This is a genomic window from Clostridium formicaceticum (assembly GCF_001854185.1).
GTDB lineage: Bacteria > Bacillota > Clostridia > Peptostreptococcales > Natronincolaceae > Andreesenella > Andreesenella formicacetica.
Genome location: NZ_CP017603.1, coordinates 489794 through 516059 on the forward strand (window position 1 = coordinate 489794; position 26266 = coordinate 516059).

The 26266-nt window shown below is 36.4% G+C and carries 23 protein-coding genes and 1 other annotated feature; of the genes, 7 read left to right on the forward strand and 16 right to left on the reverse strand.

The genetic code is table 11. The annotated features are described in order from the left end of the window. Nucleotides 1-80: 80 nt before the first annotated feature. Genes BJL90_RS02185 through serA form a run of 3 tightly spaced genes read right to left on the reverse strand, consistent with a single transcriptional unit; the run spans nucleotide 81 to nucleotide 3606 of the window. Entirely contained in the window at nucleotides 81-893 is an 813-nt protein-coding gene (locus BJL90_RS02185) for a sugar phosphate isomerase/epimerase family protein (protein ID WP_236905008.1), read from the reverse strand. Between the two features lie 28 nt (nucleotides 894-921). Next, a complete protein-coding gene (locus BJL90_RS02190; RefSeq protein WP_070963881.1) occupies nucleotides 922-2001 on the reverse strand; it encodes a tartrate dehydrogenase in 1080 nt (359 codons plus the stop codon). A 21-nt stretch (nucleotides 2002-2022) separates the two neighbouring features. Beyond that, nucleotides 2023-3606, reverse strand: coding sequence for a phosphoglycerate dehydrogenase (gene serA / locus BJL90_RS02195; protein ID WP_070963882.1), 1584 nt, complete (start codon nucleotides 3604-3606; stop codon nucleotides 2023-2025). Nucleotides 3607-3749: 143 nt separating this feature from the next. Further along, nucleotides 3750-3954 (reverse strand) — a binding site (T-box leader). A 206-nt stretch (nucleotides 3955-4160) separates the two neighbouring features. Between serA and BJL90_RS02200 the strand changes: the two genes are divergently transcribed. Both BJL90_RS02200 and BJL90_RS02205 read left to right on the forward strand, forming a co-directional pair. Beyond that, nucleotides 4161-4706, forward strand: coding sequence for a chromate transporter (locus BJL90_RS02200; RefSeq protein WP_070963884.1), 546 nt, complete (start codon nucleotides 4161-4163; stop codon nucleotides 4704-4706). Next, nucleotides 4703-5266 (forward strand): chromate transporter, encoded by a 564-nt coding sequence (locus BJL90_RS02205; RefSeq protein WP_070963886.1) that lies wholly within the window; start codon nucleotides 4703-4705, stop codon nucleotides 5264-5266. The genes BJL90_RS02200 and BJL90_RS02205 overlap by 4 nt, the downstream gene beginning before the upstream one ends. Before the next feature lie 59 nt (nucleotides 5267-5325). Here the strand turns inward: BJL90_RS02205 and BJL90_RS02210 are convergent, their stop codons facing one another. The 13 genes from BJL90_RS02210 to BJL90_RS02270 form a co-directional block, all read right to left on the reverse strand. Continuing rightward, a complete protein-coding gene (locus BJL90_RS02210) occupies nucleotides 5326-6915 on the reverse strand; it encodes an NAD(P)/FAD-dependent oxidoreductase (protein WP_070963887.1) in 1590 nt (529 codons plus the stop codon). A gap of 15 nt (nucleotides 6916-6930) precedes the next feature. After that, nucleotides 6931-8178 (reverse strand): BaiN/RdsA family NAD(P)/FAD-dependent oxidoreductase, encoded by a 1248-nt coding sequence (locus BJL90_RS02215; protein WP_070963889.1) that lies wholly within the window; start codon nucleotides 8176-8178, stop codon nucleotides 6931-6933. A 45-nt stretch (nucleotides 8179-8223) separates the two neighbouring features. Further along, the gene (ahbB, locus tag BJL90_RS02220; protein ID WP_070963891.1) at nucleotides 8224-8706 is read right to left on the reverse strand and encodes a siroheme decarboxylase subunit beta; all 483 of its coding nucleotides are present in this window, start codon (nucleotides 8704-8706) and stop codon (nucleotides 8224-8226) included. Nucleotides 8707-8721: 15 nt separating this feature from the next. Further along, nucleotides 8722-9168: a siroheme decarboxylase subunit alpha gene (gene ahbA, locus BJL90_RS02225; protein ID WP_070963893.1), complete on the reverse strand. Its 447-nt coding sequence runs from the start codon at nucleotides 9166-9168 to the stop codon at nucleotides 8722-8724. Next, nucleotides 9152-10168 (reverse strand): putative heme d1 biosynthesis radical SAM protein NirJ2, encoded by a 1017-nt coding sequence (gene nirJ2, locus BJL90_RS02230; protein ID WP_070963895.1) that lies wholly within the window; start codon nucleotides 10166-10168, stop codon nucleotides 9152-9154. Before nirJ2 ends, ahbA begins: the two co-directional genes overlap by 17 nt. Beyond that, entirely contained in the window at nucleotides 10134-11348 is a 1215-nt protein-coding gene (gene nirJ1 / locus BJL90_RS02235) for a putative heme d1 biosynthesis radical SAM protein NirJ1 (RefSeq protein ID WP_070963896.1), read from the reverse strand. The genes nirJ2 and nirJ1 overlap by 35 nt, the downstream gene beginning before the upstream one ends. A gap of 174 nt (nucleotides 11349-11522) precedes the next feature. After that, on the reverse strand, nucleotides 11523-12287 hold the full coding sequence (locus BJL90_RS02240; protein WP_070963898.1) for a (Fe-S)-binding protein: 765 nt from the start codon (nucleotides 12285-12287) through the stop codon (nucleotides 11523-11525). Nucleotides 12288-12328: 41 nt separating this feature from the next. Continuing rightward, nucleotides 12329-12682 (reverse strand): YddF family protein, encoded by a 354-nt coding sequence (locus tag BJL90_RS02245; RefSeq protein WP_236905009.1) that lies wholly within the window; start codon nucleotides 12680-12682, stop codon nucleotides 12329-12331. A gap of 39 nt (nucleotides 12683-12721) precedes the next feature. Further along, entirely contained in the window at nucleotides 12722-13729 is a 1008-nt protein-coding gene (locus tag BJL90_RS02250; protein ID WP_070963900.1) for a polysaccharide deacetylase family protein, read from the reverse strand. Nucleotides 13730-14026: 297 nt separating this feature from the next. Continuing rightward, on the reverse strand, nucleotides 14027-15172 hold the full coding sequence (locus BJL90_RS02255) for a CheR family methyltransferase (protein WP_081562190.1): 1146 nt from the start codon (nucleotides 15170-15172) through the stop codon (nucleotides 14027-14029). 19 nt (nucleotides 15173-15191) lie between these two features. Beyond that, nucleotides 15192-18359: a response regulator gene (locus tag BJL90_RS02260; RefSeq protein WP_070963901.1), complete on the reverse strand. Its 3168-nt coding sequence runs from the start codon at nucleotides 18357-18359 to the stop codon at nucleotides 15192-15194. 27 nt (nucleotides 18360-18386) lie between these two features. Beyond that, nucleotides 18387-19676 (reverse strand): hybrid sensor histidine kinase/response regulator, encoded by a 1290-nt coding sequence (locus BJL90_RS02265; RefSeq protein WP_070963903.1) that lies wholly within the window; start codon nucleotides 19674-19676, stop codon nucleotides 18387-18389. 174 nt (nucleotides 19677-19850) lie between these two features. Then, complete coding sequence (locus tag BJL90_RS02270; protein WP_070963905.1) at nucleotides 19851-20096, reverse strand: hypothetical protein; 246 nt, start codon at nucleotides 20094-20096, stop codon at nucleotides 19851-19853. 266 nt (nucleotides 20097-20362) lie between these two features. Between BJL90_RS02270 and BJL90_RS23120 the strand changes: the two genes are divergently transcribed. The 5 genes from BJL90_RS23120 (at nucleotide 20363) to BJL90_RS02295 (ending at nucleotide 26181) form a co-directional block, all read left to right on the forward strand. Further along, nucleotides 20363-20650 (forward strand): ATP-binding protein, encoded by a 288-nt coding sequence (locus BJL90_RS23120; protein WP_070963907.1) that lies wholly within the window; start codon nucleotides 20363-20365, stop codon nucleotides 20648-20650. 9 nt (nucleotides 20651-20659) lie between these two features. Beyond that, nucleotides 20660-21331 carry a response regulator gene (locus BJL90_RS02280; RefSeq protein WP_070963909.1) on the forward strand — a complete coding sequence of 224 codons (672 nt, stop codon included), beginning with the start codon at nucleotides 20660-20662 and terminating at the stop codon, nucleotides 21329-21331. A 200-nt stretch (nucleotides 21332-21531) separates the two neighbouring features. Then, nucleotides 21532-22980: a flavocytochrome c gene (locus tag BJL90_RS02285; protein WP_070963911.1), complete on the forward strand. Its 1449-nt coding sequence runs from the start codon at nucleotides 21532-21534 to the stop codon at nucleotides 22978-22980. Nucleotides 22981-23157: 177 nt separating this feature from the next. After that, nucleotides 23158-24222 (forward strand): S1C family serine protease, encoded by a 1065-nt coding sequence (locus BJL90_RS02290; RefSeq protein WP_070963913.1) that lies wholly within the window; start codon nucleotides 23158-23160, stop codon nucleotides 24220-24222. 30 nt (nucleotides 24223-24252) lie between these two features. Then, on the forward strand, nucleotides 24253-26181 hold the full coding sequence (locus BJL90_RS02295; RefSeq protein ID WP_156778690.1) for a hypothetical protein: 1929 nt from the start codon (nucleotides 24253-24255) through the stop codon (nucleotides 26179-26181). Nucleotides 26182-26266: the final 85 nt, after the last annotated feature.

Consider the following 26266-nt stretch of genomic DNA (forward strand, 5'->3'; position numbering starts at 1 on the left):
AGGACCAATTTAAAGGTTTCTATCACCCTGTATTTTAATGTATGTTATCATATCTTTATTTGACTTGTCAATGTAAAAATTTAGTATTCTTTTAATATTTCCTTTAGATTATTTCTAGAAATCAAGGCTTTCATCACTGGGCGGACTTCTAAAATAAAAGAGGTATCAATGTCTTTTAATAAATTAAAATAATAAGGAAAATGTATTTTACCTTCTCCGATTACCTGATGATCTTGTGTGCCATTATGATCATGAATATGACAATTTCCTATATAGTTTAAGTTTTTCAAGAAAAAGGCTTCATTCTCCTGTTGACCATAAGAATGACCTATATCCCATGTAAGATAGAGATTTCCTTGGGGCAACAGCTCCTCCAGTACCCCCCGTACCATATCATTAAATTTTCCAACATTCTCAACGCAAGGCATAATTTTGCCTATGGCATAATCTCTTAGTTCTATCAAGCTTTCCTTCAGCAGCCTTGCAAATTCATCTACATAGATATGCTGTAAATAAATTTTTTTATCCGTCTGGGTAAAACATACTGAATCTCCACAGTGGAAAGTAATCTTTCTTCCTCCAATTTCTCCAGCAAAGTCAATACATTCCTTTAATCTTTCTAATCCTGCCCTCCTAACTGGGGGATGAAGATGATAAAGAGGAATGTCTTCTGGAGCATGGAAGCTCAGGGCAATCCCTGCTTCCGTTATTTCTTCCTTTATCTCCTGTCTTTGCTGTTGATTATAGTTTTCGGGAAAAAAAGCAGGTACATTTAGATTGATTTCTATAGCAGAAAACCCGTTTTTTTTAGCAAATTCAATCGCTGTAAAAATACTGTCTTCGCCTAAAGTTGCTGCATAACCTATTCGATTTAATATATTTTCACTGTTCACCCATCCATCACTCCTAATAATAAGCTGTTTAAGCTAATAAGCCCTTTAATTTCTCACAAATAGCGTCTCCTACTTCGTGGGTTTTTGCGCTACCCTTTAGATCGGGGGTAAGACTTTTTCCTTCTAATAGGACCTGTGTAATCGCTTCAATAATTGCTGCTGTATCTTCATCCTCCAGTAGGAAATCCAACATCATTTTTACTGTCCAAACCATTGCAATAGGGTTCGCCATCCCCTTACCCTTTATATCAGGAGCAGATCCATGCACTGGCTCAAACATAGAAGGGAATTCCTTTTCTAAATTTAGGTTGCCACTGGCGGCGAAACCTAAGCCGCCTTGCAGTGCTGCCCCTAAGTCTGTAATAATATCGCCAAATAAATTAGAAGCTACTAATACATCAAAACTTTCTGGTCTTTGAAGAAAGTACATAGATACAGCATCTACATGATTGGTTTCTGTTGAGATCTCTGGATAGTTTGCAGCAATTTCCTTAAAAATTTTATCCCAAAAAACCATACTGTAATTGAGTGCATTGGACTTAGTAACATTGGTGACTTTATTAAATTTATTTCGTTTTTGAGCCACCTTGAAGGCATAGTCCATTACCTTTTCTGTATTTTTTCTAGTAAACACTGCTGTTTGTATCGCAATTTCTTCTGGTCTATTTTCAAAACGAATGCCGCCTACACCCGAATACTCACCTTCTACATTTTCTCGGATCACGACAAAATCAATATCCTCTGGCCCCTTGTCCTTCAACGGACAAGGAGCTCCTGGTAGAAGTTTTACCGGCCTTAGATTGATATATTGATTAAACTCCTGACGGATTTTCAACAACAATCCATGAAGAGAAACATGGTCTGCCACTGAAGGGTCTCCTACTGCTCCCAGCAGGATAGCGTCAAAACCTTTTAATACCTCTATGCCATTTACATCCATCATATTTCCTGTTTTTAGGTAATACTCGCAACCCCATGGAAAGTATGTGTATTCAAATTGGATATTCCCTTTAATCGCAGCAAAGGTGTCTAAAACCTTTACCCCCTCTGCTGTAACTTCATTACCGATTCCATCTCCTGGTATGACAGCTATTTTAAATGTTTTCATTTTATGTCCTCCCTACTCTCTCTACAATTTTAAGAAGTTAATCTTCAAAATACCTTCTACATTACTAATCAGATTTAAGGTCTCCCTTGTCACATCTGAATCCACTGTTAAAAACATCATTGCCTGCTGAACTTTAAAGTTTCTGCTAACCTGCATGGTGGCGATATTTACTTTACTTGCTCCTAATAGGGTTCCGATCTGCCCAATCATGCCAGGTTTATCCATATTATTTGCTACCAGCATATAAGGTGTAGGGGTTACATCAAATTCAAACCCGTCCACATCTACAATTCTTAAATCCTTCTTAGCAAATACTGTTCCTGCCGTAGTAAAGGTTTTATCCTTAGATATAATATTTAATCGGATTAAGTTCATATAAGAACCATTTACGGTTTTCTTGCTTTCTGTAACAGATATCCCTCTGTTTTGTGCAATCAATCTAGCATTTACATAGTTTACTCTTTCCTTTAGGATAGGTTCGAAGATTCCCTTCAATACCGCTAAAGTTACTGCTGAAGTCTCCATTTCAGCTACTGTACCACTATAGATAATCTCTATCTTTTCAATCGCTTCCTTCTCTAATTGATGATATAGCTTTCCTAAAACCTCTCCTAATTGCAAATAGGCTGTTAGCGCTTCTAATTCTTGATGCTGTAAAGTAGGAAGGTTTACAGCATTTGGCACCATTTCACCCTTCAAGGCACTGATTACTTCATGAGCAATGGTCACCCCTACATTGTTTTGTGCCTCCACTGTATCTGCTCCTAAGTGGGGGGTGATAATCACATTATCAAGATCTAATAAAGGTGATGTAGTATTTGGCTCATCTACCAATACATCCATACCTGCACTGGCTACAATACCTTCTTTTATTCCCCATACTAAACCATCTTCATCGATAATTCCACCTCGAGCACAGTTTACTACCCTTACGCCTCTTTTAGCAATTTTAAATTCTTTTTCGCCAATCATCCCTAAGGTTTCTTCAGTTTTTGGAGTATGAACTGTGATAAAGTCAGCTTCCTTTACTAAATCCTCTAAGCAGGCTTTTTTCTCTACACTAAACTTTTCAAATCGTTCATCAGTAATGTAGGGATCATAAGCGATAACCTTCATACCAAAAGATTGCATCCTTGTTGCTACTAAAGATCCTATTCTACCTAACCCTACAACACCTAAAGTTTTTCCTAACAACTCAACACCTTTAAAAGCGCTGCGATCCCAGTTTCTATTTTTAATAAAACTGTTGGCCTGGGGAATATTTCTACAAGATGCTATCAAAAGACCTATAGTATGTTCCGCTGCAGATACTGTATTGGCTTCAGGGGTATTTACTACAATGATACCTCTTTTCGTAGCTCCCTCCATGTCGATATTATCTACACCATTCCCCGCCCTACCTACTACCTTTAGGTTTTTAGCGTGTTGATAAAACTCTTCATTGATTTTAGTAACACTTCGAACAACAATAGCATCATAGTTTTCGATAATCCTTAGTAGCCTTTCTCTATCAATTCCTATCTCTACATCTACTTGCATCCCTGATGCTTGAAGAGCTTCGATCCCTTTGTCAGCAATTTTTTCTGTAACGATTATTTTATTCATAAGAAAATTCCTCCTTTAAGTATAAATAGTTCGCCATTCCAACACTTTTAAGACTGCTTATCATTTCCTACTTCTGCAAAATCAACAGAAGAGCTTTGCATTTTTCCTAATAATAATAAAAGCCCTCGTTCTTGGCGTAATAAGCCAAGGACGAGAGCTGTACTCACGTGGTGCCACCTTGTTTTGTCATATAGTATGACCTTCTATTAGATAACGGTATTAACCGGATCGGGTTCTTGCTCCCCGTCTGCTTGAGAGTGGATTCAACAGTTTCCAGTACCAATTTCCACCAACCATTGGCTCTCTATTACCTTACATCTGTTTACTATTCTCCTTCATTGCATTTATATTAAGTATGCAGTTCATATAATATTAATGTCTATCCTACTACGATTAGAGGCTTTTGTCAACAATTTTTTATTTTTACATTCTTAAAATTTTTTTGCTTATTTAAAATTTTACTGCATTTCTTTCAAACTAAATTGTATGTTATAATGATACGAAAGATCAACATAGGTATATATCTAAAAGTTTTAAGGAGATGACAGTAACGCATGAAAGAGTTTTGGGAACTCTACATGATTTTTTTTCGTATGGGGGCATTTACCTTCGGCGGAGGTTATGCTATGCTTCCCATCATACAAAAAGAAATTGTAGAGAAAAAAAATTGGGCTACAGATGAGGAAATTATTGATTGTTATGCCATTGGGCAGTGTACGCCTGGCATTATTGCTGTTAATACAGCAACCTTCATTGGCTACCGACAAAAAGGTCTTCTAGGAGGGATTATCGCTACCCTTGGGATGGTTTCCCCTTCTATAGTAATCATCACCATCATTGCTACGTTTTTTCAACAATTTCAGGATTATGCAATTGTTCAACATGCCTTGGGAGGGATTCGTGTTGTGGTTGTAGCTTTAATTATGCAGGCAGTAATCAAGATGTGGCAGCAGTCCGTAAAAAATTGGGTTGGTATAGGGTTGTTTACTATTTCTTTCATCCTTATTGTTTTGGTAAAGCTTTCTCCAATTTTCATCGTAATAATGGCAGCTGTAACAGGATATGTTACTAGAAATAAAAGAGAGGTGACCTCTCCATGATTTATATACATTTGTTCTTTGAGTTCTTTAAAATAGGCATGTTTTCTATAGGTGGAGGGCTGGCTACTTTACCCTTTCTTTATCAAATGGTAGATAAATATAGCTGGATTACCTCTGAAGATTTGCTGAATATGATTGCAGTAGCAGAGTCTACGCCAGGACCAATAGGTATTAATACCGCTACCTTTGTAGGCTATAAAGCTGGCAGCCTTCTGGGAGGGATCGTTGCAACTATGGGTATTATTACCCCTGCCATTGTTATTATCTCCCTTATTGTACATTACTTCATGAAATTCAATGAAAATCCTATTGTAAGAGCCGGCTTTAACGGCATTAGACCAGCAGTTGTGGGTCTCATTGGCGCTGCTGGATTTGAAGTGGCAAGGGTTACTTTATTTGATCCGCAGCACTATACAACTACCCATAACTTTTTATATCTATTGGATTATAAAGCCATCTTGTTATTTACAGTGATGTTATTTGCCATGAACAAATATAAAAAACATCCTATTCTCTATATCGTCGCTTCAGCCATCATTGGCATCGTATTTAAATACTAGGTAAATTGCCTTCTGCAATGATATGCCGTGATTTTTTTAAGGATTGACGGAGAAGTTTACTAGCTAGTAAACTTCTCCGCAATAGCCTCTGCCACCTTTATCCCATCAACCGCCGCTGAAATAATCCCTCCAGCGTATCCTGCCCCTTCTCCTGATGGATATAACCCTTGAATATTGCTCTGATAATCTTCATCCCGTTTGATACGAATAGGTGAAGAACTTCTGCTTTCTATAGCTGTCATAACAGCCTCCTCCATATTAAAGCCGTGAAGCTTTTTATCAAGGGCTGCGATAGCTTCCTTCATGGTATCCACTACAAAATCAGGTAAACATTGTCTTAAATCCGTCAGCACAACCCCTGGCATATAAGAAGGTTTTACCTTGCCTAACTGTTTTGAAGGTTGATCCTTTAAAAAGTCCTTTACCAACTGTGCTGGCGCATAGTAATTGCCTCCTCCTACTTCAAAGACTTTTTGTTCCCACTTTCTTTGAAAATACATGCCTGCTAAGGGATGTTCACTGTCAAAATCCTCTGGGCCCACCCCCACCAAGAGGGCGCTATTAGCATTTTCCTTATCTCTTGCGTATTCACTCATACCGTTGGTAACCACCCCACCCTCTTCAGAAGCAGCAGCCACCACCTGCCCTCCTGGACACATACAAAAAGTATAGGCAGACCGTTGATTATCACAATGATGGGCCATTTTGTAGTCCGCTGCTCCAAGTTTAGAATGACCTGCAAAAGACCCATATTGTGCAACATCAATGAGTTTTTGTGGATGTTCTACCCTCACTCCTATGGAAAAAGGTTTCTGATGGATTTCTACGTTGTTTTTATAGAGCATTTCAAAGGTATCTCTTGCACTATGTCCTATCGCCAGTACAACTATCTCTGCTTCAAGAGTGTCTTTATCGTTGACAACTACACCTTTGATCCTTCCATCTTCTATTAAAAAGTCTGTTACCTTCTTTTCAAACGCTACCTTGCCACCAAGGTTAATAATTTCTTTTCTTATGTTTTTTACAACAGTTCTTAAGATATCTGTTCCGATGTGGGGCTTGCTTATGTACATAATTTCCTCTGGTGCTCCTGCTTTTACTAATTCCTCCAATATCTTTCGACACCTTAAGTCTTTAATTTGAGTAGTTAGTTTGCCGTCTGAAAAGGTACCGGCTCCTCCTTCGCCAAATTGTACATTAGATGCTGTATCGAGTCTACCCTTTGTCCAAAAAGTATGAATATCTTCAGCCCTCTTGTCTACATCTTTTCCCTGTTCTAGTAAAATAGGAGCATACCCCATCTGCGCCAAAATTAATCCTGCAAACAATCCTGCCGGGCCCGTTCCAATAATCACAGGAGGGTGCTGTAGCTTTTCATTTCCTTTTTTAACATAGTTATAGTTCATGTTTGGTGCCACAGTAATTTTTTTATCCTTTATCCTCTTTAAAAGCTTGTTTTCATTCATTACCTCTACATCCACTGTATAGACAAAATCCACCCTGTCTTTTCTTCTGGCATCAATAGATCGTTTGTATATTTGATAGCTTATTAGCTCATCTTCCTTGATTTTTAATTTCCTTATAAGCGCAGTTTTTATACTACTTTCTTCTTCGTCGATAGACAGCTTTATGTCCGGTACTCTAATCATGTTGTTACTCCCTTCCTATTCCCTTGTATCTAAAGCCGCATGTTCTCCTGCTATATATCCTGAAGACCATGCCCATTGTAAATTAAAACCGCCACAGTCCCCATCAATATCCACAAGTTCTCCTGCGAAATAGAGTCCTGGCACCCTCTTAGATTGCATACTTTTTCCATCTATCTCTGTAACATCTATCCCACCAGCGGTTGTTTGCGCGTTTTTCCAGGATTGTGTATCTGTCACCCCTAGCTTCCATTGCTTAAACACCTTTACTATGCTTTTTATTTCATCTTGAGAAACTTTTCCACATTCTTTTTGCAGATCCTTCACTCCTGCCTCCCTTAGTACCACGGGAATGAGTCTTTTATTTAGTAGACCTATAAAACCAAAGTCTAATTTTTTTTCCGGTTGATAGGCTAAGCGAATTTGTAGTAATTCCATGGCCTCTTGCTTCTGAAGCTGCGGAAACATATCTAGTACTATATGAATTTTTTCTTTATTCTTTAAGGCCTCCGCCGCTGTACGACTTAGCTGCAAGATAGGAGGACCAGATATTCCGTAATCCGTAAATAAGATTTCTCCTGACTCTTTACGCAGCGTTTGCTCTCCCATGATGATAGATGCTTCCCCTATAAACTTCACACCCTTCACTGCCTTCAAAAAAGGTGCATTAAGCTTCAACTGGACAAGAGCTGGAAAAACATCTATCAAATGGTGTCCTAGTGCCTTTGCCAGCAGATATCCTTCTCCATCAGAGCCTAATTGAGGGCTGGCCTTTCCCCCTGTTGCAAGAATTACTCTGTCTCCATTTATTACACGGTTATCCTTCAATCCTACTTTAAATCCCTGATGTGTCCTTTGTACTGTCGTTACCTCTGCATTGCAGCATTCCTCTACCTTTAATTGTTGAAGCTCATACCTTAATACATCTAATACGCTGGAAGCCTGGTCTGACATAGGAAAAACCTTGCCTCCTTCCTCAACTTTCCAAGCGATTCCAAGGTATTCAAAAAAGTTCAACGTCTGTTCCACATCAAAGCTCTTTAAAATGCCTTGTGCAAACTTTACATTTTTTCCATGAAAAAAAGATAAGTCCATATTCATATTGGTAAGATTACACCTACCATTTCCTGTAGCTAAAATTTTCTTTCCTACACGATCTAGTCTTTCTAAGATGGTAACTTTAGCACCATTTCTAGCGGCAGCGATGGCAGCCGTCAAACCTGCTGCACCGCCGCCAATCACTAATACATGAACTTGTTTTATCATTTTATGTAACTCCCTCTATATTAAAGTGATGATGCCATCCTTATCCTATGTTCTTTCTTCACAAAAATATTTCATGCTGGTTTTTTTAAGCTCCTCACTACTGAAGAGTAGTCTATAATTTTCAACATTCACAGTCTTTGATAATTCCTCCGCCATCTCATAGCAGGCTTCTTTATTGGTACCATGGATCATTGTAAAGAGATTGTAAGGCCAGTTGCGATGGGTAGGTCTCTCATAACAATGGGTTACTTCTGAAAAAGTTGCCATCTTGGTTCCGACCTCTTTTGTTCTATGGGGCTCTACCTCCCATACTACCATAGCATTTGCAGTAAATCCAGCTTGTCTATGTCTTAATACTGCTCCTATTCTTCTTAAAATACCGCTATCCATATACTTCTGAATTCTCCTTAACAACTCAATTTCCTCTATTTCGAGAGCTTCAGCTATCGCCTTATAAGGTTCAGAAGAAAGGGGAATATCCTCCTGTAGCACGCTAATAATTTTCTTATCTAATTCTGTAAGCTCCATTACATCACCTCCTGTTTATAGGTTGAATTTTACATTTACCTTAAAAAAGTTCACAGCAGGAAGATTCATCATTCTTTCTGCTCCTACCTCCTGTTGAATTTCTTCTATTTTTTTCTCTACATGTTCTTTAGATGGTCCAATTAAGGTAAACCACATATTATAAGCATGATTTCGTATATAATTATGGGTCACCTCTGGAAGGGCATTGATGGTATCAGCAACTTTAGCTACCTGTTCCTCTGGAACCTGTAGGGCACATAACGTGCTATAATAGCCTAACTTTCTAGAATCAAAAACCCCTCCAATTCTTCTAATAAAACCTTCTTCCTTTAGTTGACTGATCCTTTTTATTACTTCTTCTTCTTTAATTCCCAGCTGCTCTCCTAAATCAGCATAAGGTCTATTGGTAATAGGAAAATCGCTTTGAAGCATCGTAAGTAACTTCTTATTCAACAGCTCCATAAACCTCCACTCCTTTCCTTCCATGATAGAGACACCATGGCTCCTCCGCCATATAATCTCCCCCATGATAAAAGGCAGCTCTAGCTCTACAGCCACCACAGCTTTTTTTATAGCGACAACTACCACAACCCCCGCTATAATCAAGGCTCCTCAGCTTATTAAAGACCTGGCTATTCTGCCATATTTCACTAAAGGGGGTTTCTCTTACATTTCCTATTTCCATGTCTAAATAAGCACAGGGCTGTACCCTTCCCTTTGGCCCTACAATACAGTAGGCTGTTCCAGCTAGGCATCCCCGTTGAAACCGAAGGTCCATCCCCATCTCCTTTGCAATTCGCATAAATTGTGGTGCACAGGTAGGCTTAAGCTCTATTGTAACCTTTTGTTGCTTTTTCATGATCCGCGTTAAAACAGCTTCATATTCCTCCGCCCTTAGGGACTCTTCTTCTATCGTTACAGCTCTGCCGGTAGGAACTAAAAAGAAAATATGATGGGCTATAGCCCCTAATTCTACTGCTAAATCTGTCAAATCCTCTAATTCTTCCTGATTCCAGTCCATTACTGTAGTATGCATCTGGAAGGGCAGATTTGCTGCCTTGCAATTTTTCATTGCCTCAACAGCTTCCTGCCATGCTCCCTTATAACACCGAAGTTCATCATGTTTTTTTGGATCAACACTATCAAGGCTAATTCCAACTCCCATGGTTCCTATTTTCTTAAGTTTTTTTGCTACGTCAGCTGTGATAAAACTACCATTTGTTCCAAAAACCGGCCTTAAACCTAAACTTTTAGCATAAGCTACCAACTCAAAAATATCCTCCCTCATAAAGGGCTCCCCACCGCTGAATATCATGATTTTAAATCCTGCCTTAGCAATCTCTTCTAAAAGAGCTTTTCCTTCCTCTGTATTTAGTTCCTCCTCTACCTTTGCTCCTGCATCTCTATAGCAATGTTTACAATACATATTACACTGATTGGTTGTATTCCAAGATATAATCATCCTTAATACCTCCTGTTATTTCTTCTTCCGTTAAATAGCAAGCAGGATCTGCCTCCCAAAAATCTCCAGTGACTGCCTCTGCCCTCGCCCTAAAATTACCATTGCACACATCTAACCACTTACACCTACTGCATCGTCCCTTTAACAACGGTTTTCTATCTTTAAGGCCTGCCAAAATTGGGTGGGCAGTATTACCCCATATTTCTCCAAAGGATTTCTCTCTTATATTTCCTAATGTATGCTTTTGGGTAAATTGATCAGGATGCACATTGCCTAAACTGTCTACATTTGCAAAGGCTATACCGGATCGATTACCTCCATTCATTTTCATAAGTCGATAAACTTCCTCAGCCCTTTCAGGGTTTTTCTCCCTGAGCTTCATGTATAAATAAATACCATCTGCATGATTATCTACTGTCAAAATTTCTTTATTTAGTCCCCTGCGGTGGAAATCCAAAGTTTTTTCCATAATTAAATCCAATGCCCTTCTAGATTCTTCATGAGAAAGATCTTCCTGCATCATTTGATTTCCTCGGCCACAATAAACCAAATGATAAAAACAGGCTCTATCAATTTTTAATTCTTCTATGAGTTTAAAAATATCCTGAAGTTCCCTATAATTATGACGGTTGATGGTAAAACGAAGTCCCACTCTTTGACCTACAGCAACACAGTTTTCTATCCCTCTAACAGCTGAATCAAAGGCACCTTTTTCTCCCCTGAAACGATCATTGGTTTCCCTTAAACCATCTAGGCTAATACCCACATATCCTACACCAATACTTTTTAACCTCTCAGCCACTTTTCTAGTAATCAAAGTACCGTTTGTTGAAATCGTTGATCGAATATTTCTCTTTACTGCATGTTCTGCTAATTCAAAAAAATCTTCTCTTATCAGGGGCTCTCCCCCTGAAAAAAGTAGTACAGGTACCTTGAACTTTCCTAAATCATCAATAAAATTCATTCCTTCCTCATGAGTCAACTCACCTTCATACTTTTTACAGTCTGAATCCATATAACAGTGTGCACATTTCAAATTACAACTCCTAGTCATGTTCCACGCAACAACTGGACCATGTCCTACATTTGTACCGTTAGTAGTAGCTCTTGCTCCATGCCTATACCTTAAAGAATCCCCAAAATTATCTGTTCCTATCAAGAACTTTGTAATACTAATCATGCTATTCATCCTTCCTATAAAACAGTTATGTATGTTTTATAATATACGTTTTATACTTATTATATTATCCCTATTTTGGTGGATCTACGCTATTATTTTATATTTTTCCAGTAAAATTTCATAAAAATGAAAAGATGCTACTATGTGTATATGCTAGTAACATCTTTTTCTTTATTATTTCTTCATTGGATTCGTATAAGAACAAGGGATTCCTACCATGCACTTCCCGCATACATCAGCAAGCCTTATATCCGTTAGTAGCTTATCGTTATATAGGCACATCTCATAACATCTATGCCTATCAAATCCATCTATTTTTAAGGCATCGTTAACACAATTTTTTACACATTTCCCACAAATCCCCTTTGCTTTATACAAACAAAATTCTTCTTCTTGTATTTCTGTAACCTCTATTTTTAAGTTGGTTACGACACTGCCAATTCTACCACAACAGCCTTTTTCAGTGATCAACATATGATTAATACCGAATTTTCCCAGACCTGCTATATAAGCAACATGCCTATGGGACCATTCACTAATTAACAGCTGCTGATCAAAATTATGGGTAGCAGGAAGAATCGTGGATTTGTAACCCAATGTTCCGATCATATCATAAAGATAGCTATTTAAATCGAAAATCAACTGATTCGTTTCTACATAGGCTCTTCCCCAAAGTTCTGAGCTTTCTCTTTCATTGCTATTGCTCTTAACAACTACTTCTTCGAAGGGGAGAAAATAGGCAATCACTGTCTCTGCATCCTGTAAAAAATCCGTAGGCAATGCGTGAGAAGGCGTTATAACCTCCTTAAGCTTATGAAACATAGGATTTTTTGCAGCCCCATAGGCTATTAGAGGTTCTTGCCATTTTATTGTTGTACCTTTTTTATCAGGGTATTCCTTAACAAAGTTTTTTATATACACTTCTATTTGATCTTTCATTGCTCTCCCTCCTAAAACCTTTTAGCCTTTTAAGCCCTTTCTTATGCTAATCTTTCCATGAGTTTAAAACAATAACCTATTGCTTCAATCTCTTGGCGGCTTAAGATGACGCCTTCCGCCGGTCTTACATTTAGTTTTAATACAATAGCTTTTTGCCCTACCTCTTGTTGAAATTGTATGCGGTTCATTTCAATTTTTGCCTCTAATATCTCCGACATCACTTCAGCTGTTGCTTCATGCCCTATTGCAGATATATGTCCATGCTCTCTAATTAATGCCTTTGCCTCATTCGTGGAAATATCGCTTATTTTATAAAGGCCGTTGGTGGTTGCCACTGTTCCATTAAATAGGGCGATGGGAAACTTTGTCGATTCTGCCATGTTGCTCTTTCTCATTTTTATCTTCCTTCCTTGATAACACTTTTAGCAAATTTTTTACCATAGGCCAATCATTCTCCTGAATCTCCATGTGCTGGTGTTTCGGAAAATACCATATCGATTTAATTGCAGCAAATCATCTCCCGGTTTTACTGAACCACGATTGATCGTAAAAGCCATTCCTATACCCAGCGTTTCTAAAATTTGAAGCGTATCACTGTTATAGTCTCCATAGGGATACGCAAAATAAGGGCTTCTCGTTAGCTGCAGATTGATCATCAAATCCTCCGTCACTTCCTCCATAGACTTGGTGATGAGATAACCCTTTTCTTCTTCTAATTGATGCAAATCATGTGTATGATTGTCATAGGTAAAAACATCAAGGGTATTGGTCATATCCCTCCAACTAATATATTGTAAAATTGTAGGATCAAACGCTTCTGATTCCTCTGTAATTTCATGGGTAATTGCAAAAATACTGGCTTTAAATCCATATTGCTTTAAGATAGGATAGGCGTATTCAATATTGCTTAAATAGCCATCGTCAAAGGTGATTGCTACTGTTTTTTTAGGTAAATCTAAATTCCCCAGCAAAAATGCTTCTAACTCCTCCAACGTGATGGTATGATACCCGTTTTTATAAAGGGTTTTCATTTGTTTTTCAAAATTTTCTACCGTTACTACCGTTTTATTGTCTTTAAAGGCTTCTTCGTTTTTAGGCAACAAATGGTGATACATTAGTACAGGAATCGACTTTGCCTTTTCTCCTTTATCTAAGTCAAAACTCCTTATTTCCTGCTTAAGACTTTTTTGCATATATAACTGTTGATAAAAGCCTGCCTCTCCAATCAAATCCTTTTTTTGCATTTGAGCAATGATGCTATCTAACCCTTCAACTTTTTTTATATCAGGAGCGTTTCTATCTATGATTGTGGTTTTATCGCCCTCCCTAAAAAACCGATGGTTCAAACGCTCCAACAATGTTAAAGGTTTAAAGATAAAACCCAATGTCAAACTAGCTAGAAGTACGATACTTAATAAAATAATAGCAATAGGTTTTCTCAAAAACTTTCCTCCCAATCCATTTGCTTCGAAAGCAACTAAATTTCTTTTTAATAATAATTAGACATATTTCTTATAAATCCTCCTGATCTTTACAAATTTATGCACCTGTAAATTCTGGTGAATTTTCATTAACATGCATATATCCTTATCATTGGATTTTAATATATGGCATATATTCTATATCTATAATCCTTAGTATAGGAGGTTCATAGCTATGGACTTCTATGGCTATAGGCTCAAATGTGTAACACCAAAAAGGACAAAAGCCAATTTTTCGCCTCTGTCCCTTTCTAATAACTACTTTTCTTTGCATTTAAAAATTTTACTGTTCTTCTGTTTACTATAAAAAAAGTCACTTCCTCCATTGGATAGTATTCCTTCACTTTTTCCTAGGATCAAAAATCCCTCTTTGTCTAAAGAGTAATATAAAACCTTTAAGATCTTTTTTTGTAGGTTATTCTGCAAATAGATTAGCACATTTCTACAAAGAATCAGCTGAAATTCATTCAATATGCCGCTTCCAACTAGACTATGCTGAAAAAACAAAATGCTTTTTTTCAATCGTTCATCTAGCTCCAAATAATCCTCCTTTCGTTTTATATAAGTAACAAAACTTTTCTTTGCCCCTGTTTTCCTATAATTTTCTATAGATCTTTCTAAGGTTTGTATGGGGTAAAGACCATTCTTAGCTTCTTCAATAACATAAGGATTGATATCTGTAGCATATATTTGCGTTTTATCCAATATTCCCAGCTCATCCAGCAAAATAGCAAGGGAATAGGGTTCCTGTCCGGTAGAGCAGCCTGCGCACCATATTTTGATATAACTCAATTCATTTAGTTGCGGCAATATTTCAGTCCTTATGGTTTCAAAAACCTCAGGATCTCTAAAAAACTCTGTCGTGTTAATAGAAAAAGCAATAAATAATTCTTCAAACAAATCTTCATTGTTTAACACAATTCCTTTAAACTGCTGGAAATTTCTTATATTCTCCTTTATCATGCATATTTTGATTCTTCTCATTATGCTCTCTATCTGGTATTGGGTAAAATCATAACCATAACACAAATGTATTTCCTTTAAAAAAATGTTTACTTCCTCCTCGACTAAAGATTCCATCTCTTCTAGCTTACCATCTATTGTCTTGTTACTATCTATAAACTTTCTGGCAATATAGTAACAACAAATTCCTAATTTATATAAGTAGGAATATAGATACGACTTCAAAACATAAATTTTGCAATAATGATTTCTTTGAAAATCATACAATTTTTTGACAATTTTTTTTGGAAGCATATTGGCGTCAAAAAAAGTGATATGTATTCTTTCCTGCCTTTCTTCAATATGTCCTAAAAATTTCATGATTTCTTCCTTTGTAGCTAACTCTCCTACAATCACCATTTGTTTGATTTCCTCTTCATCATAATAGATATTTATAGTCATGGAGGTTTCTCCTTTACTATTACTTATTAATCCAAGCCTTTACCAGTTGAATCAAGACCTCATAGTCAACAGGCTTAGAGATATAATCATTTGCCCCCGCCTCTATGCATTTTTCCTGATCTCCCTTTAAAGACTTTGCCGTAATAGCAATGATAGGAATATCGCTTAACGCTTCATTCTGACGAATTGCTTTGATAGCCTCAAAGCCATCCATTTTAGGCATCATAATATCCATTAAAATCAAGTCTACCTTTTCTTCTCTTAACTTTTTCAAGGCAGTTTCTCCATGATCTGCTTCTAATATTTCTCCGCCATAATCTTCAAGAGCAGCTGCTAAAACAAAGATGTTCTTAGGATCATCATCTACGATCATAATTTTTTTCCCCTGTAACCGCAGTGTGTGGTCCTTATTTGTCTTCGGCGTCAAATAATGGCTTTCCTTCTCTTTTTCTCCAAAGGCCGTAATTTTTGAAAGTATATCGATAATATTCTCTTCATTTAGCGGTTTTTCTTGATAACCAATTGCCCCCATCTTCTCTGGGGTATGATGTTTTTTCCAAGCAGAAATAATATGTACTGGAATATGCTTTAGTTCTGAGATACTCTTTAGCTCCCTTAAAACCTCCATACCACTTATATCTGGCAGCACTAGGTCTAAAATAATGCCATCAACCACATATTCTTTTGCATAGACAAGTCCCTCTTCACCGGTGCTGGCAACCAAAGTTTTGAAACCTCTTTTATCAATAATTGTTTTTATATAACCCGCAAAATTTTCGTCGTCTTCAATAATCAAAATAGTTTTGTAACAAACTTCATCAGAGCTTATTTCATCCACAGTGGCTCCACATTCCTCAGCAGTTTCTTTATTTTGCTGATATAGTGGTTTCTCTTTATCTGCAACCATAATATTCTTCAAGTATAAAGAAAAGGTACTTCCTTCTCCTACTTTACTGTTTACCTTTATTTCTCCTCCCATAAGTTCTGCTAACTTTTTAGAAATAGACAGCCCCAAACCAGTTCCCCCAAACTTTCTAGATATGGATCCATCTTCTTGCTGAAAAGCTTCAAAAATCTTCGAAAGATTATCAGAGGCTATACCTATCCCTGTATCTGTTACTGAAAAAACCATCCCATTTTCCTCATCCTCCATCATCTTTAAAGTAACCTCGCCTCGTTCAGTAAATTTCAGGGCATTTGATATAAAATTTCGCAGAATCTGTGATATTTTTTCACAATCGCCAATGAGCACATCATCTATTTTATCTTGTATGGTAAATTGAAGCTTTTTTTCTGCCAGCATTCCTTCGAACAATCTTCTAAGTTCTCTTACTAAATCCTTAGAATGAAACTTTTTTCTATGAATATTCATTTTGCCAGCTTCAATTTTCGATAAATCTAAAATATCATTAATCAGTCTTAGTAGTTCTTGTCCAGAATGATAAATCACTTCTACTCTTTCCAGCTGTTTCTCCTGCAAACCAATTCCCTCATCTTTCATAAGAAGTCTTGACAATAAAATGACGGAATTTAAAGGCGTGCGAAGCTCATGGGACATATTTGCTAAGAACTCTGTTTTGTACTTATTCGCCTCTTCTAAGGCTTTGGAGTGTTTCAATAACATTTCCTGTGATTTTTGCAGCTCTTGATTTCTTCTATTTAAAATCGTTGATTTTTGTTCCAATAGTTGTTGATGCTCCTCTAATTGTACATTCGTTTGTTGAAGCTCTTCACTCTGCTGTTGAAGCAATTGTTGTTGCTCCTCTAACTCTGCATTTGTCTGCTGCAATTGTGCCGTCTGCTGTTGTAATGTATACTGCTGCTCCTCTAGCACGGCATTGGCTTTTTGGAGTTCATAGGCTGTGTTCTTTGCTTCTTTTTGCGCCTCTTCTGAAAACTGCAGCAAATCCCTAATTCTTTGGTTTTGTACTACCGCATTGAGATGGATGGCAATCATTACCCCTGCTTTTTTTAAAAATTCCTCTTTTAAGGCGTCAAATGCTTTAAAAAATCCTAATTCTATTACTCCATAGAGCTCACCTTGATAAATTAAAGGAAAGGCATAGATACAGAGGGGCGCTTCCTCCATCATCCCTGTAACGATATAATCTTCTTCTCTATGAATATCCTTCAAAAGAATAGGCTTCCTATCAAGCGCAACTTGTCCAACAATACTTTCTCCTAATTGATATTTCCTGCAACGCTGTTGCTTCTCTGTGCAAGCAAAAAAAGTTTGTGCATAAAGGGTTTCTGTTGGATTATCATAGAGATATAAAACCCCTTTACCTGCTTCTAATCTTCGTGCTAGAAAGTTTAGGACCTTCTGCGCCAATGCATCCAAATCCATAATCCCCGACATTTCTCTATTTAATGCATTTTGACTGTCTTTTACCCAAAACTGGTCCTTTAATCTTTGGATAAGCATGTTATAAAAAGTTGCTATCTCCGTCATTTCATTTTTTCCCTGCAGCTGAACTTTTGTCAATCTTCCTGTAGCAATGCTGTGTTCCATTGAAGTTTTTAACATCACTATTGGACTAATAATGCTTCGAATAATTAATATAAAGAATATTAGTAAAAAACTTCCTAAAATAGTCATAAATAGAATAAGCAAAAACCTCAAATGCTTTTCAATTTCATTCCCTTCTTGAATGAAAGCATTGGCTAAATTTTGTGCATTACTATCAATAAACATTAAACTTTCCTCTATTTGAGATACATACTGATGATTATACTCTTTTACAATATCTAATGCTTCACCCGAGGCCTCTGCCAAAATCAAATCAACGATTTCCCTATAGTCGTTTTGCCACCTTAAAAAAGTTTTTCTGACCTCTTCTAAAAGGATACGGTTCTCTTCTGTTTTAGATTGCTGTGTAATTTTTTCCAAACTATCGATGATCTTTATTTCAAGTACTTTTATATTTTCTACGATCTCGTCAATTTCTTCTTTATTCTCTGATAACACCAAATCCCTCAATGCCTTTTGTACTTTAATGATATCTACTCTTGCTTCGATGGCTGCATTAGAGACTTTCAATGGATCTTCATAGATTTTTTGGGTTACATCGGTTAAACGATGGATTTGTAGGATGGTAAAGATACCAAAGCTGAGAAACACAATCATACAGGTGGCAAAAGCAAATGTTAGTCTGTTTCGTATATTAAAACTGTTTAAACCCTCCATTTTTTCTCCTTCCTCTCTAAAACATCTCTATGAAGTTACGTCTAAAGAATAAATATCAGAGAACTCTACATGTATTTTATCAATAACACCTTTGTAAGGCTCATAACCATATACTTTTTCTTCTATACTTTTTTCATCTTCTAGCTGCGTTGGTAGTTCTATGGTAAACCTGGTTCCCTTATTGTATTGACTTTCTACATGAATCCTACCTCCCTGCATTTCCACCAAAGATTTCACAAGACTCAAGCCTATACCGCTTCCCTCATGTCTCCTCGTCAATAACTCATCCGTTTGCTTAAATCTCTGAAAAATAAGATCAAGTTTATCTTCTGGAATCCCTATACCTGTGTCCTTTACCGAAATGGCTATTCCTTCCTTAAGACTTCTTATTGTAACACCAATCGTTCCACCTATAGGCGTAAACTTAATAGCATTGGATAAAAGATTTAATAAAATCCGTTCCATGGCATCTAAATCGCATTGAATAATTTTTTCTTCTACATCTGTATCAAAACTTAGAGAAATCCCTTTGTTTTCTATGTATTCTGCAACAGACAAGGTAATCACTTCTACAATTTCAACAATATTACATTTGTTTTTAAAAATCTTAAAATCTCCCGAATCAATTTTGGTAATGTCAATTAAGTTATTTACCAATCTTAATAAGCGGTAACAATTTTGCAGCTGCATATCAATTTTCTTTTTTATTTTTTTCCTATCTAATTCTTCGTCCTTTTCCAGGTACAGCTTAAGCATTTGAATTGTGCTCATGATAATGTTTAAAGGTGTTTTAAATTCATGGGATATGTTGGCTAAAAAAGCACTCTTTGTTTGGTTTGCTACTTCAGCTTCTTCTTTTGCTTCTCTTAATTCTTTTGTTTGTTCCCTTACCTTTTCTTCTAAAATAATATTCATATTTCTTTCTTTTTCTATGAGTTTAAGATATACATTAATTCTATTGATCAGTTGATATTCATCAATAGGTTTTGTTAAGTAGTCAACGCCACCAACCTTAAATCCCCTTTTTTTACATTCTTCTCCAATATAAGAGGCGGTTAAAAATACGATAGGAATATCCTTCGTTTTTTTTCTTTGTTTTATTAAGGAAGCTATTTCAAATCCGTCCATCTCCTCCATTTGAACATCTAAAATAATTAAATCTACATTGCTCCTCAATAATTCCTGAAGGGCTTTTGCACCACAAGTTGCTTCAATCACCGTAGCATCTATGTACTCTTCAATAAGACTTCTTAGTGTGAATAAATTATTTTCGTTATCATCAACAATAAGGATTGTATATGAAGTGCTTTTTTTCATTTTTTCACTTCCTTGCTTTCATAATGTTTTAAACTTTTATAATTCTATTATCATACTCTAAAAATTTCTTGTCAATTTATTCAACTAAACCCATTTAAAGTAAAAAAACTTAATATACATTATTTTCTACAATGTTTGTCCAAATCCTTCTCGGAAGGTAGCATGAAATTAAATTTATTTAAGTTTATCTAATCTTTTCTGTAATTCGTCAATTTCTTTTTGAATTTTACAGCGTTCTTTCTCTCTCTCTTCTATAAATTCCTGTGTATCCGCTAAAGCCTGCAATGTGTCTCCGAATACAGCTATCCACCCGCCTATAATAGATAACTTTTCAGGACTGGTGGTTTTAGAGGTGAAAATAGATAACAATGCAATAATTAAAGGCAAACATGTTGCATTTTTCGAATCTAGCCATCCCATAGGCATTCCTCCTTTTTCCTAATATATTATGTGCTGCAAACTTAAATGGTGCATAGCCATATAGCATATACTATAATAGAATTGAACAAGGTTCGATTTCATTGCAGTGAGTTTATCCTCGTTACTAATTTAGAGAGTATCTGTGGAACAAATATTATGATGAATATCCTCCCTGTTATTAATGAAGAGAATATCCTGGGGTCATTACTACATTTCGCGATAAAAGTGAAATAACAGCTTTAGCAGAAGAATTAACAGGGTTTAAAATGTTAGTAGATTCCTTAAGGGCTACTACTCATGAATTTATGAATAAGCTTCATTTTATTCTGGGATTCCTTCAATTAAAAGATTATATAGCCGCTGAAAAGTTTATTCTAAATATAACTGCCAATCAACCTTCCATTTTTAAAAAAGGCCTTACAACGAAAAGTGATGGAAGAGGTATTGGTTTATACCTAGTAAAACAAAGTGTAGATAATTTAAACGGAAGTATTAAGGTTAAATCGTCATTGTCTCAAGGTACACATTTTTTAGTAAAAATTCCTAAAATGTAGAGGTGAATCATGCTAAGCGTTTTAATTGTGGAAGATGATCCAATGGTTGCAGAAATTAACAAAAAGTTCGTTGATACAGTAAGTGGGTTTCAAGTGGTGGGCATCGCCTCCAACGGCGAGGTGGCTCTACAGCTTATAAAGTCTCTAAATCCTCATTTAGTTATTTTGGACATTTATATGCCTAAAATAGATGGCTTAAAACTACTGAGAAGAATTAGAAAAGACGAGCTAGATGTAGATATCATTTTAGTAACTGCTGCAAAAGATGTACCTAGTATAGAAGAAGCCTTCAAATGGGGGGTTATAGATTATTTGGTGAAGCCCTTTGAACTACATCGATTTAAAGCAGCGCTGGAGGATTATAAAGCGAGAAAATCTAGTTTTATTCAAAAAGAAGAGGTTAATCAAGAAGATATTGATAAATTAATTTTTGGCAAAAAAGATGTCCTAAATCCTACCTATGATAAGGGCATACAAGAAAAAACCATGGAAAAGATTAGAAATTATATGCTAAAGGAAACAATCCCTAAGTCTGCACAAGAAGTTGCTGAGGCTCTAGGCTTAACCCGTGTTACCGTCAGAAGATATTTAGAATACCTAACTGAACTAGGTGAAACGGAAGTAGAAGTCCTTTATGGCACCGTCGGCCGACCTCAACACCTGTATATTTATAAAAAGTAGTTAACGATAGGTAGATGCCTTTAAACGCGAATTTTAATATACAAAATCTACGATTCCCCTTAACTAAGGAAATGCATTTTAGTATCGTATTCATGAACAATATGAACAAAATTAACAAAATTAACTAAAAGTTAACATTCCTCCCTGATTATGATAGTATTAATTTCGTTAATTAATATACAAACAAGGAGGCTATTTATATGAAAAAATCGTTTAAAACTATTTCCCTGATTCTTGTACTTACACTTATTCTAACAGCTTTTATTGGATGTTCAAGCCAAGAATCAGGGGAAACTGCTTCTGATATTATTACCAACAGATCAACAGATGTGGTTATTATTGGTTCTGGTGGTGCTGGTTTATCTGCTGCTATTGAAGCAAAAGATGCTGGTAAAGAAGTTATTGTTGTTGAAAAAATGCCTATGGTAGGTGGTAATACCCTTAGAGCTACTGGTGGTTTAAATGCGGCCGGTACTTCTTCACAAGCTGCATTAGGTATCGAAGATAGCGCGGCATCTCATTATGAAGATACGATGAAGGGTGGTTATGAGAAGAACGATCCTGCATTAGTAGAGGTGCTGACAGAGCAAGCAGCTGACGCTGTTGAATGGTTAATCGAACTAGGCGCTGACCTAAGTGACGTTGGGAGGATGGCTGGAGCAAGCCAGGATAGATCCCATAGACCTACTGGTGGTGCCCCTGTAGGTGCTCATGTTGTTCAAGTATTAAGAGAAGCTGCTGAAGAAAAAGGTATAGAAATCTTAACTGAAACAACAGCTTTAGAAATCCTTGTTGAAGATGAAGAAATAAAAGGAATTATTGCTAAAGATAAAAATAACAATGAATTCACAATTGAAGCTTCAGCTGTTGTTGTAGCTACTGGCGGTTTTGGAGCAAATACAACAATGGTTACAGAATATGATGCAGCTTTAGATGGTTTTGGTACCACCAACCACTCAGGAGCAACTGGCGATGGTATTACCATGGCTGTAGCTGTTGGCGCTGGCCTTGTGGATATGGTTGAAATCCAAACACATCCTACTGTAGTCCCAAGCAATGGTTATATGATTACTGAAGCTGTAAGAGGTAATGGCGCTATTTTAATCAATCGAGATGGTGAACGTTTTGTAAACGAGTTAGAAACAAGAGATGTCGTTTCTGAAGCTACATTGGAGCAAGAAGAACAAACTGCCTTCTTATTCTTTGATGAAGGTATTAGAGAAAGTTTAAGTGCAATCGAAGGATATATTCGTCAAGGCTTTACTACTGAAGCTGACAGCATCGAAGAACTGGCAGAAGCTTTAGGAATGAATGCAGAAAACTTGGCAGCTACAGTGGAAACTTATAACAGTTATGTGGCTGCAGGCGATGACAAAGATTTCGGTAGAGCTGATATGCCAAGGGCTCTTGAAAACAGTAAATTTTATGCTATTGAAGTAGGTCCTGCCGTCCATCATACTATGGGTGGTTTAAGAATAGATACCTTAGGACAAGTATTAGATAGTGAAGGTAACTCAATCTCTGGTTTATATGCTGCAGGTGAAGTAACTGGTGGTGTTCACGGTGGCAATAGATTAGGTGGAAATGCTTTAACAGATTTAATTGTATTTGGTAGATTAGCTGGTAAATCTGCAGCTGCAGGCTTATAATAAAACCATTTTTAAAGGCCCATAGCGTCCCCCTCGCTACGGGTCTTTTTTATATCATTACCTTCAAGGCATTATTGGTAAAGAGATTACTTGACTTTTTCCTTATATTGGTATAGATTTTAAGTATATGTGTCTTTTAACATACATTTTTTACTATTTTCTAGAGGAGGTATTTTTTTGAAAAAAATCACTGTACTGGTTATGATGATTGTTATTACCTTTACCCAAGCACTTCCTGTCTTCGCAGAAGCTTCTCCTGCAACTGACCAACAAAGCGTTGAAGCATTGGTTAGAAATATTATTGAAGAAGTGATGGAACAAGAGAAGGAAGATACGCAAATTGCAAAACTAGTTGATGAAATCAATCAATCTGTCGTGGCTGTTATTGGAAAAAATAAAACCTACAGACAACAAGACTACATCTACTCAAAAATGCCCAACAACCTTCAACACGGTTCTGGCGTAATTGTTTCCTCTAATGGACAAATTATTACCAATAATCACGTGGTAACGGATATGGAGGAAATTTACGTTGTAATGTATGATGGTAAAGCCTATAAAGCTCAACTCCTATACAATGATGAGGAGATTGATTTAGCCCTAATTAAAATCAATAGAGATAACCTAAAGCCCATTGCATTGGAAAATGTTGAAAATGTCAAGGTTGGTAATACGGTTATTGCTATAGGCACACCCCTCTATTTTAGTTATCGAAACAGTGCCAGCAGAGGTATCATCAGCGGGTTAAACCGTCCTGTAGATCAAATGTATACCTATCTTCAAACAGATGCTTCTATTAATCCTGGTAATAGCGGTGGACCCCTTGTAAATATGGAGGGAAAACTTGTCGGCATCAACACCTTAGGTTATATGTTTTATTCTGGTATGAATTTTGCCATTCCTGTGGAAAATGTCTCTTACTTTTTAGATCACTATAAACAATTTGGTAGAATAAAAAGATGCTATACAGGAATACAGTTTGAAGAAAACTGGGCAGCAATGTTGGGGATTCCAACAACCCAAGGCCTTAGGGTTGTTACTTTAAGAAATGACGCTGTAGTGTCTTCTAGTGAGGTGCAGGAGGGAGATATGTTGGAGGCAATTGATGGCATAAGAACCTCTTCTATAGCCGCTTACAATGAAATATTAAAAAAACATCTGCCCGGTGATGAAGTAACATTGACTTTTTCTAGGCAAGGAGAATCTTTTGATATCAAAATCATCTTGAAGGAACGTCCTTAAGAGAATATTATGGGAATGGAGTTGAAATCATTGAAACATAAAAAATCTACTGTGATTCTAATGCTTTGTTTATCTATTTTTATATCTTCCATCTCTTCTTTCGCCTATGCCCTAGAAGATGATGGGGTCATTGATTTATATGAAGTCTTTTCCAACATGAAGGATCGAATGAAGACAGAAGTAGGCAGTCGCATTTTTAAATGGTCTATGCATTTACCAGATGATGCAATTGTCTACAAATCCGATAGAGTAAACTATTTTAATATGTATACTGATAGTTATAAATCCCAAGTATCCTTAGAAGTCACTAAAAATGAACAAAAATACAGCTTGGAAGATATTTTATATAGTAAACAAATGAATGCCAACGATTTTAACTATTATTGGTATTTCTCACAAAAAGAATTTACTTTTAATATCCAACAGGATGAGCATGGAGAGAAATATATTCGTATTGTAAAAATGGACCCCTTCTATGATTATTATTTGGTAGATGATGCGGCTGAAGAGTTTAGTTCTTATATCGAAAATCGCATTTATATTAAGAATGACTATATTTATAATCTAGAAATACATATGGAGGGAAAGTACTATAGAGAAAATCCTGAAATGTTTAGCAAGTTAGCTTCCTCCTTTATACTAAACTATGACGAAACTAACCCTTATATTAAGGAATTATCAGATTCCGTCAGTGAACCCAGATTGTACGAAAATACCAGCTATGGTTGGGAAATCACGGTAAATCCTTATTGGAAAGAAGAAGGAATCTCTAATGCAAGGGTACAGCAATTTACTGCTGTCTATAGCCATGAAGAGATTTATGGCAGTGAAGAAGCTCAAGAATACGAAACAACCCCCGAGTCCTATCAACCCTTTAGAGAAGGGATCTCTGTAAGTTTAGTAAGCTCTGCTCTTCCCCATGAGACCATTGAAGATTGGGGACAACAGGAAATAGATCAGCTACAACAAAACTATAATGAAAAGGTCTATGAAATCCTATTAACAGAAAAAGTTACTTTAGGCGATGTAGAAGGCTATCGTGTAAAAGTCAAATACAATACGGTTTCCAACAATCCTTATGTGGTAGATACCTTGTATGTTATAGGAAACGGTTATAAGTATCGTATTGTTGCTACCATCTCCGATAAAAAGTACAAGGAACCGAATACCAATGAAGCCTTTGAAACCATGTTAAAATCCTTTAGATTAACAAATCAGCGTAGCCAATACTTAGATAAAATCTTAGATCCTACTGATTTAATAGATTGGAATGCTGCAAAAGAGATAAAAACAAAAAAATATAATTTTAAAGCTACTTTAACTAGAAAATGGCATACCTACGATAATTTCTATAGTGGTGGTTATGGCTACTATAGTTACTATGATTACTATGATAAATACTATTATGCACCAATGGGTAATCAAGAAAGTGTTTCTGCCTATCAAACAGGCAATAATATGAACCTAATCATGATGGCAGGCTTTGATACTAGAAATCTTGAGGATAGCATCAAAGAATATGTGAAAAATCTACTGGAGAGAGATGAAGTAAGGATAGGACTTGCAACTGTTGATATAGCCTCTACCACAGTGGGAGGGATAGAAATCTATAGGATAATCACAGAATATGACCTTGCTGCTATCAACCAGTTTGCTAAAGACGATGAGACGAAATCCTATGATTACAGCCAATTAACCAATCAATATATCTATATGATGAAAATTGGTAATGATTTATATACCCAAACAGTCTCAATACCTTTAGCAAATACCACCGATTATACAAAAAGTGAGATGGAAAAGGTTTGGAAAAACACACAAATTGCTGGCATTAATTATAGCCAACAGATTAAAAACTGGAATCGCCATGATCATAGTGAGTTTCAAGACCAATCGAATCCTACCCAGGTAGATTATAATAAAATGGAGGCTTTATTGATGCAGGATTTATCCCTATAGAATAGATATAAGGTCTGTAGTTTCACCATAAAATACGGCTGCAATTAGGAGAAGTAAATATGCCTCCTAATTGCAGCCATATTTA

Bases quoted from the DNA above. Each gene is read 5' to 3' on its own strand.
- BJL90_RS02270 (WP_070963905.1), bottom strand. From the start codon at position 20,096: ATGGGATGGCTAGATTCGAAAAATGCAACATGTTTGCCTTTAATTATT.
- BJL90_RS02265 (WP_070963903.1), bottom strand. From the start codon at position 19,676: ATGAAAAAAAGCACTTCATATACAATCCTTATTGTTGATGATAACGAA.
- BJL90_RS02255 (WP_081562190.1), bottom strand. From the start codon at position 15,172: ATGACTATAAATATCTATTATGATGAAGAGGAAATCAAACAAATGGTG.
- BJL90_RS02210 (WP_070963887.1), bottom strand. From the start codon at position 6,915: ATGATTAGAGTACCGGACATAAAGCTGTCTATCGACGAAGAAGAAAGT.
- nirJ1 (WP_070963896.1), bottom strand. From the start codon at position 11,348: ATGATTAGTATTACAAAGTTCTTGATAGGAACAGATAATTTTGGGGAT.
- BJL90_RS02215 (WP_070963889.1), bottom strand. From the start codon at position 8,178: ATGATAAAACAAGTTCATGTATTAGTGATTGGCGGCGGTGCAGCAGGT.
- BJL90_RS02280 (WP_070963909.1), top strand. From the start codon at position 20,660: ATGCTAAGCGTTTTAATTGTGGAAGATGATCCAATGGTTGCAGAAATT.
- BJL90_RS02245 (WP_236905009.1), bottom strand. From the start codon at position 12,682: ATGAGAAAGAGCAACATGGCAGAATCGACAAAGTTTCCCATCGCCCTA.
- BJL90_RS02190 (WP_070963881.1), bottom strand. From the start codon at position 2,001: ATGAAAACATTTAAAATAGCTGTCATACCAGGAGATGGAATCGGTAAT.
- BJL90_RS02260 (WP_070963901.1), bottom strand. From the start codon at position 18,359: ATGGAGGGTTTAAACAGTTTTAATATACGAAACAGACTAACATTTGCT.
- BJL90_RS02285 (WP_070963911.1), top strand. From the start codon at position 21,532: ATGAAAAAATCGTTTAAAACTATTTCCCTGATTCTTGTACTTACACTT.
- nirJ2 (WP_070963895.1), bottom strand. From the start codon at position 10,168: ATGATTATATCTTGGAATACAACCAATCAGTGTAATATGTATTGTAAA.
- BJL90_RS23120 (WP_070963907.1), top strand. From the start codon at position 20,363: ATGTTAGTAGATTCCTTAAGGGCTACTACTCATGAATTTATGAATAAG.
- BJL90_RS02205 (WP_070963886.1), top strand. From the start codon at position 4,703: ATGATTTATATACATTTGTTCTTTGAGTTCTTTAAAATAGGCATGTTT.
- BJL90_RS02200 (WP_070963884.1), top strand. From the start codon at position 4,161: ATGAAAGAGTTTTGGGAACTCTACATGATTTTTTTTCGTATGGGGGCA.
- serA (WP_070963882.1), bottom strand. From the start codon at position 3,606: ATGAATAAAATAATCGTTACAGAAAAAATTGCTGACAAAGGGATCGAA.
- ahbA (WP_070963893.1), bottom strand. From the start codon at position 9,168: ATGGAGCTGTTGAATAAGAAGTTACTTACGATGCTTCAAAGCGATTTT.
- ahbB (WP_070963891.1), bottom strand. From the start codon at position 8,706: ATGGAGCTTACAGAATTAGATAAGAAAATTATTAGCGTGCTACAGGAG.
- BJL90_RS02240 (WP_070963898.1), bottom strand. From the start codon at position 12,287: ATGAAAGATCAAATAGAAGTGTATATAAAAAACTTTGTTAAGGAATAC.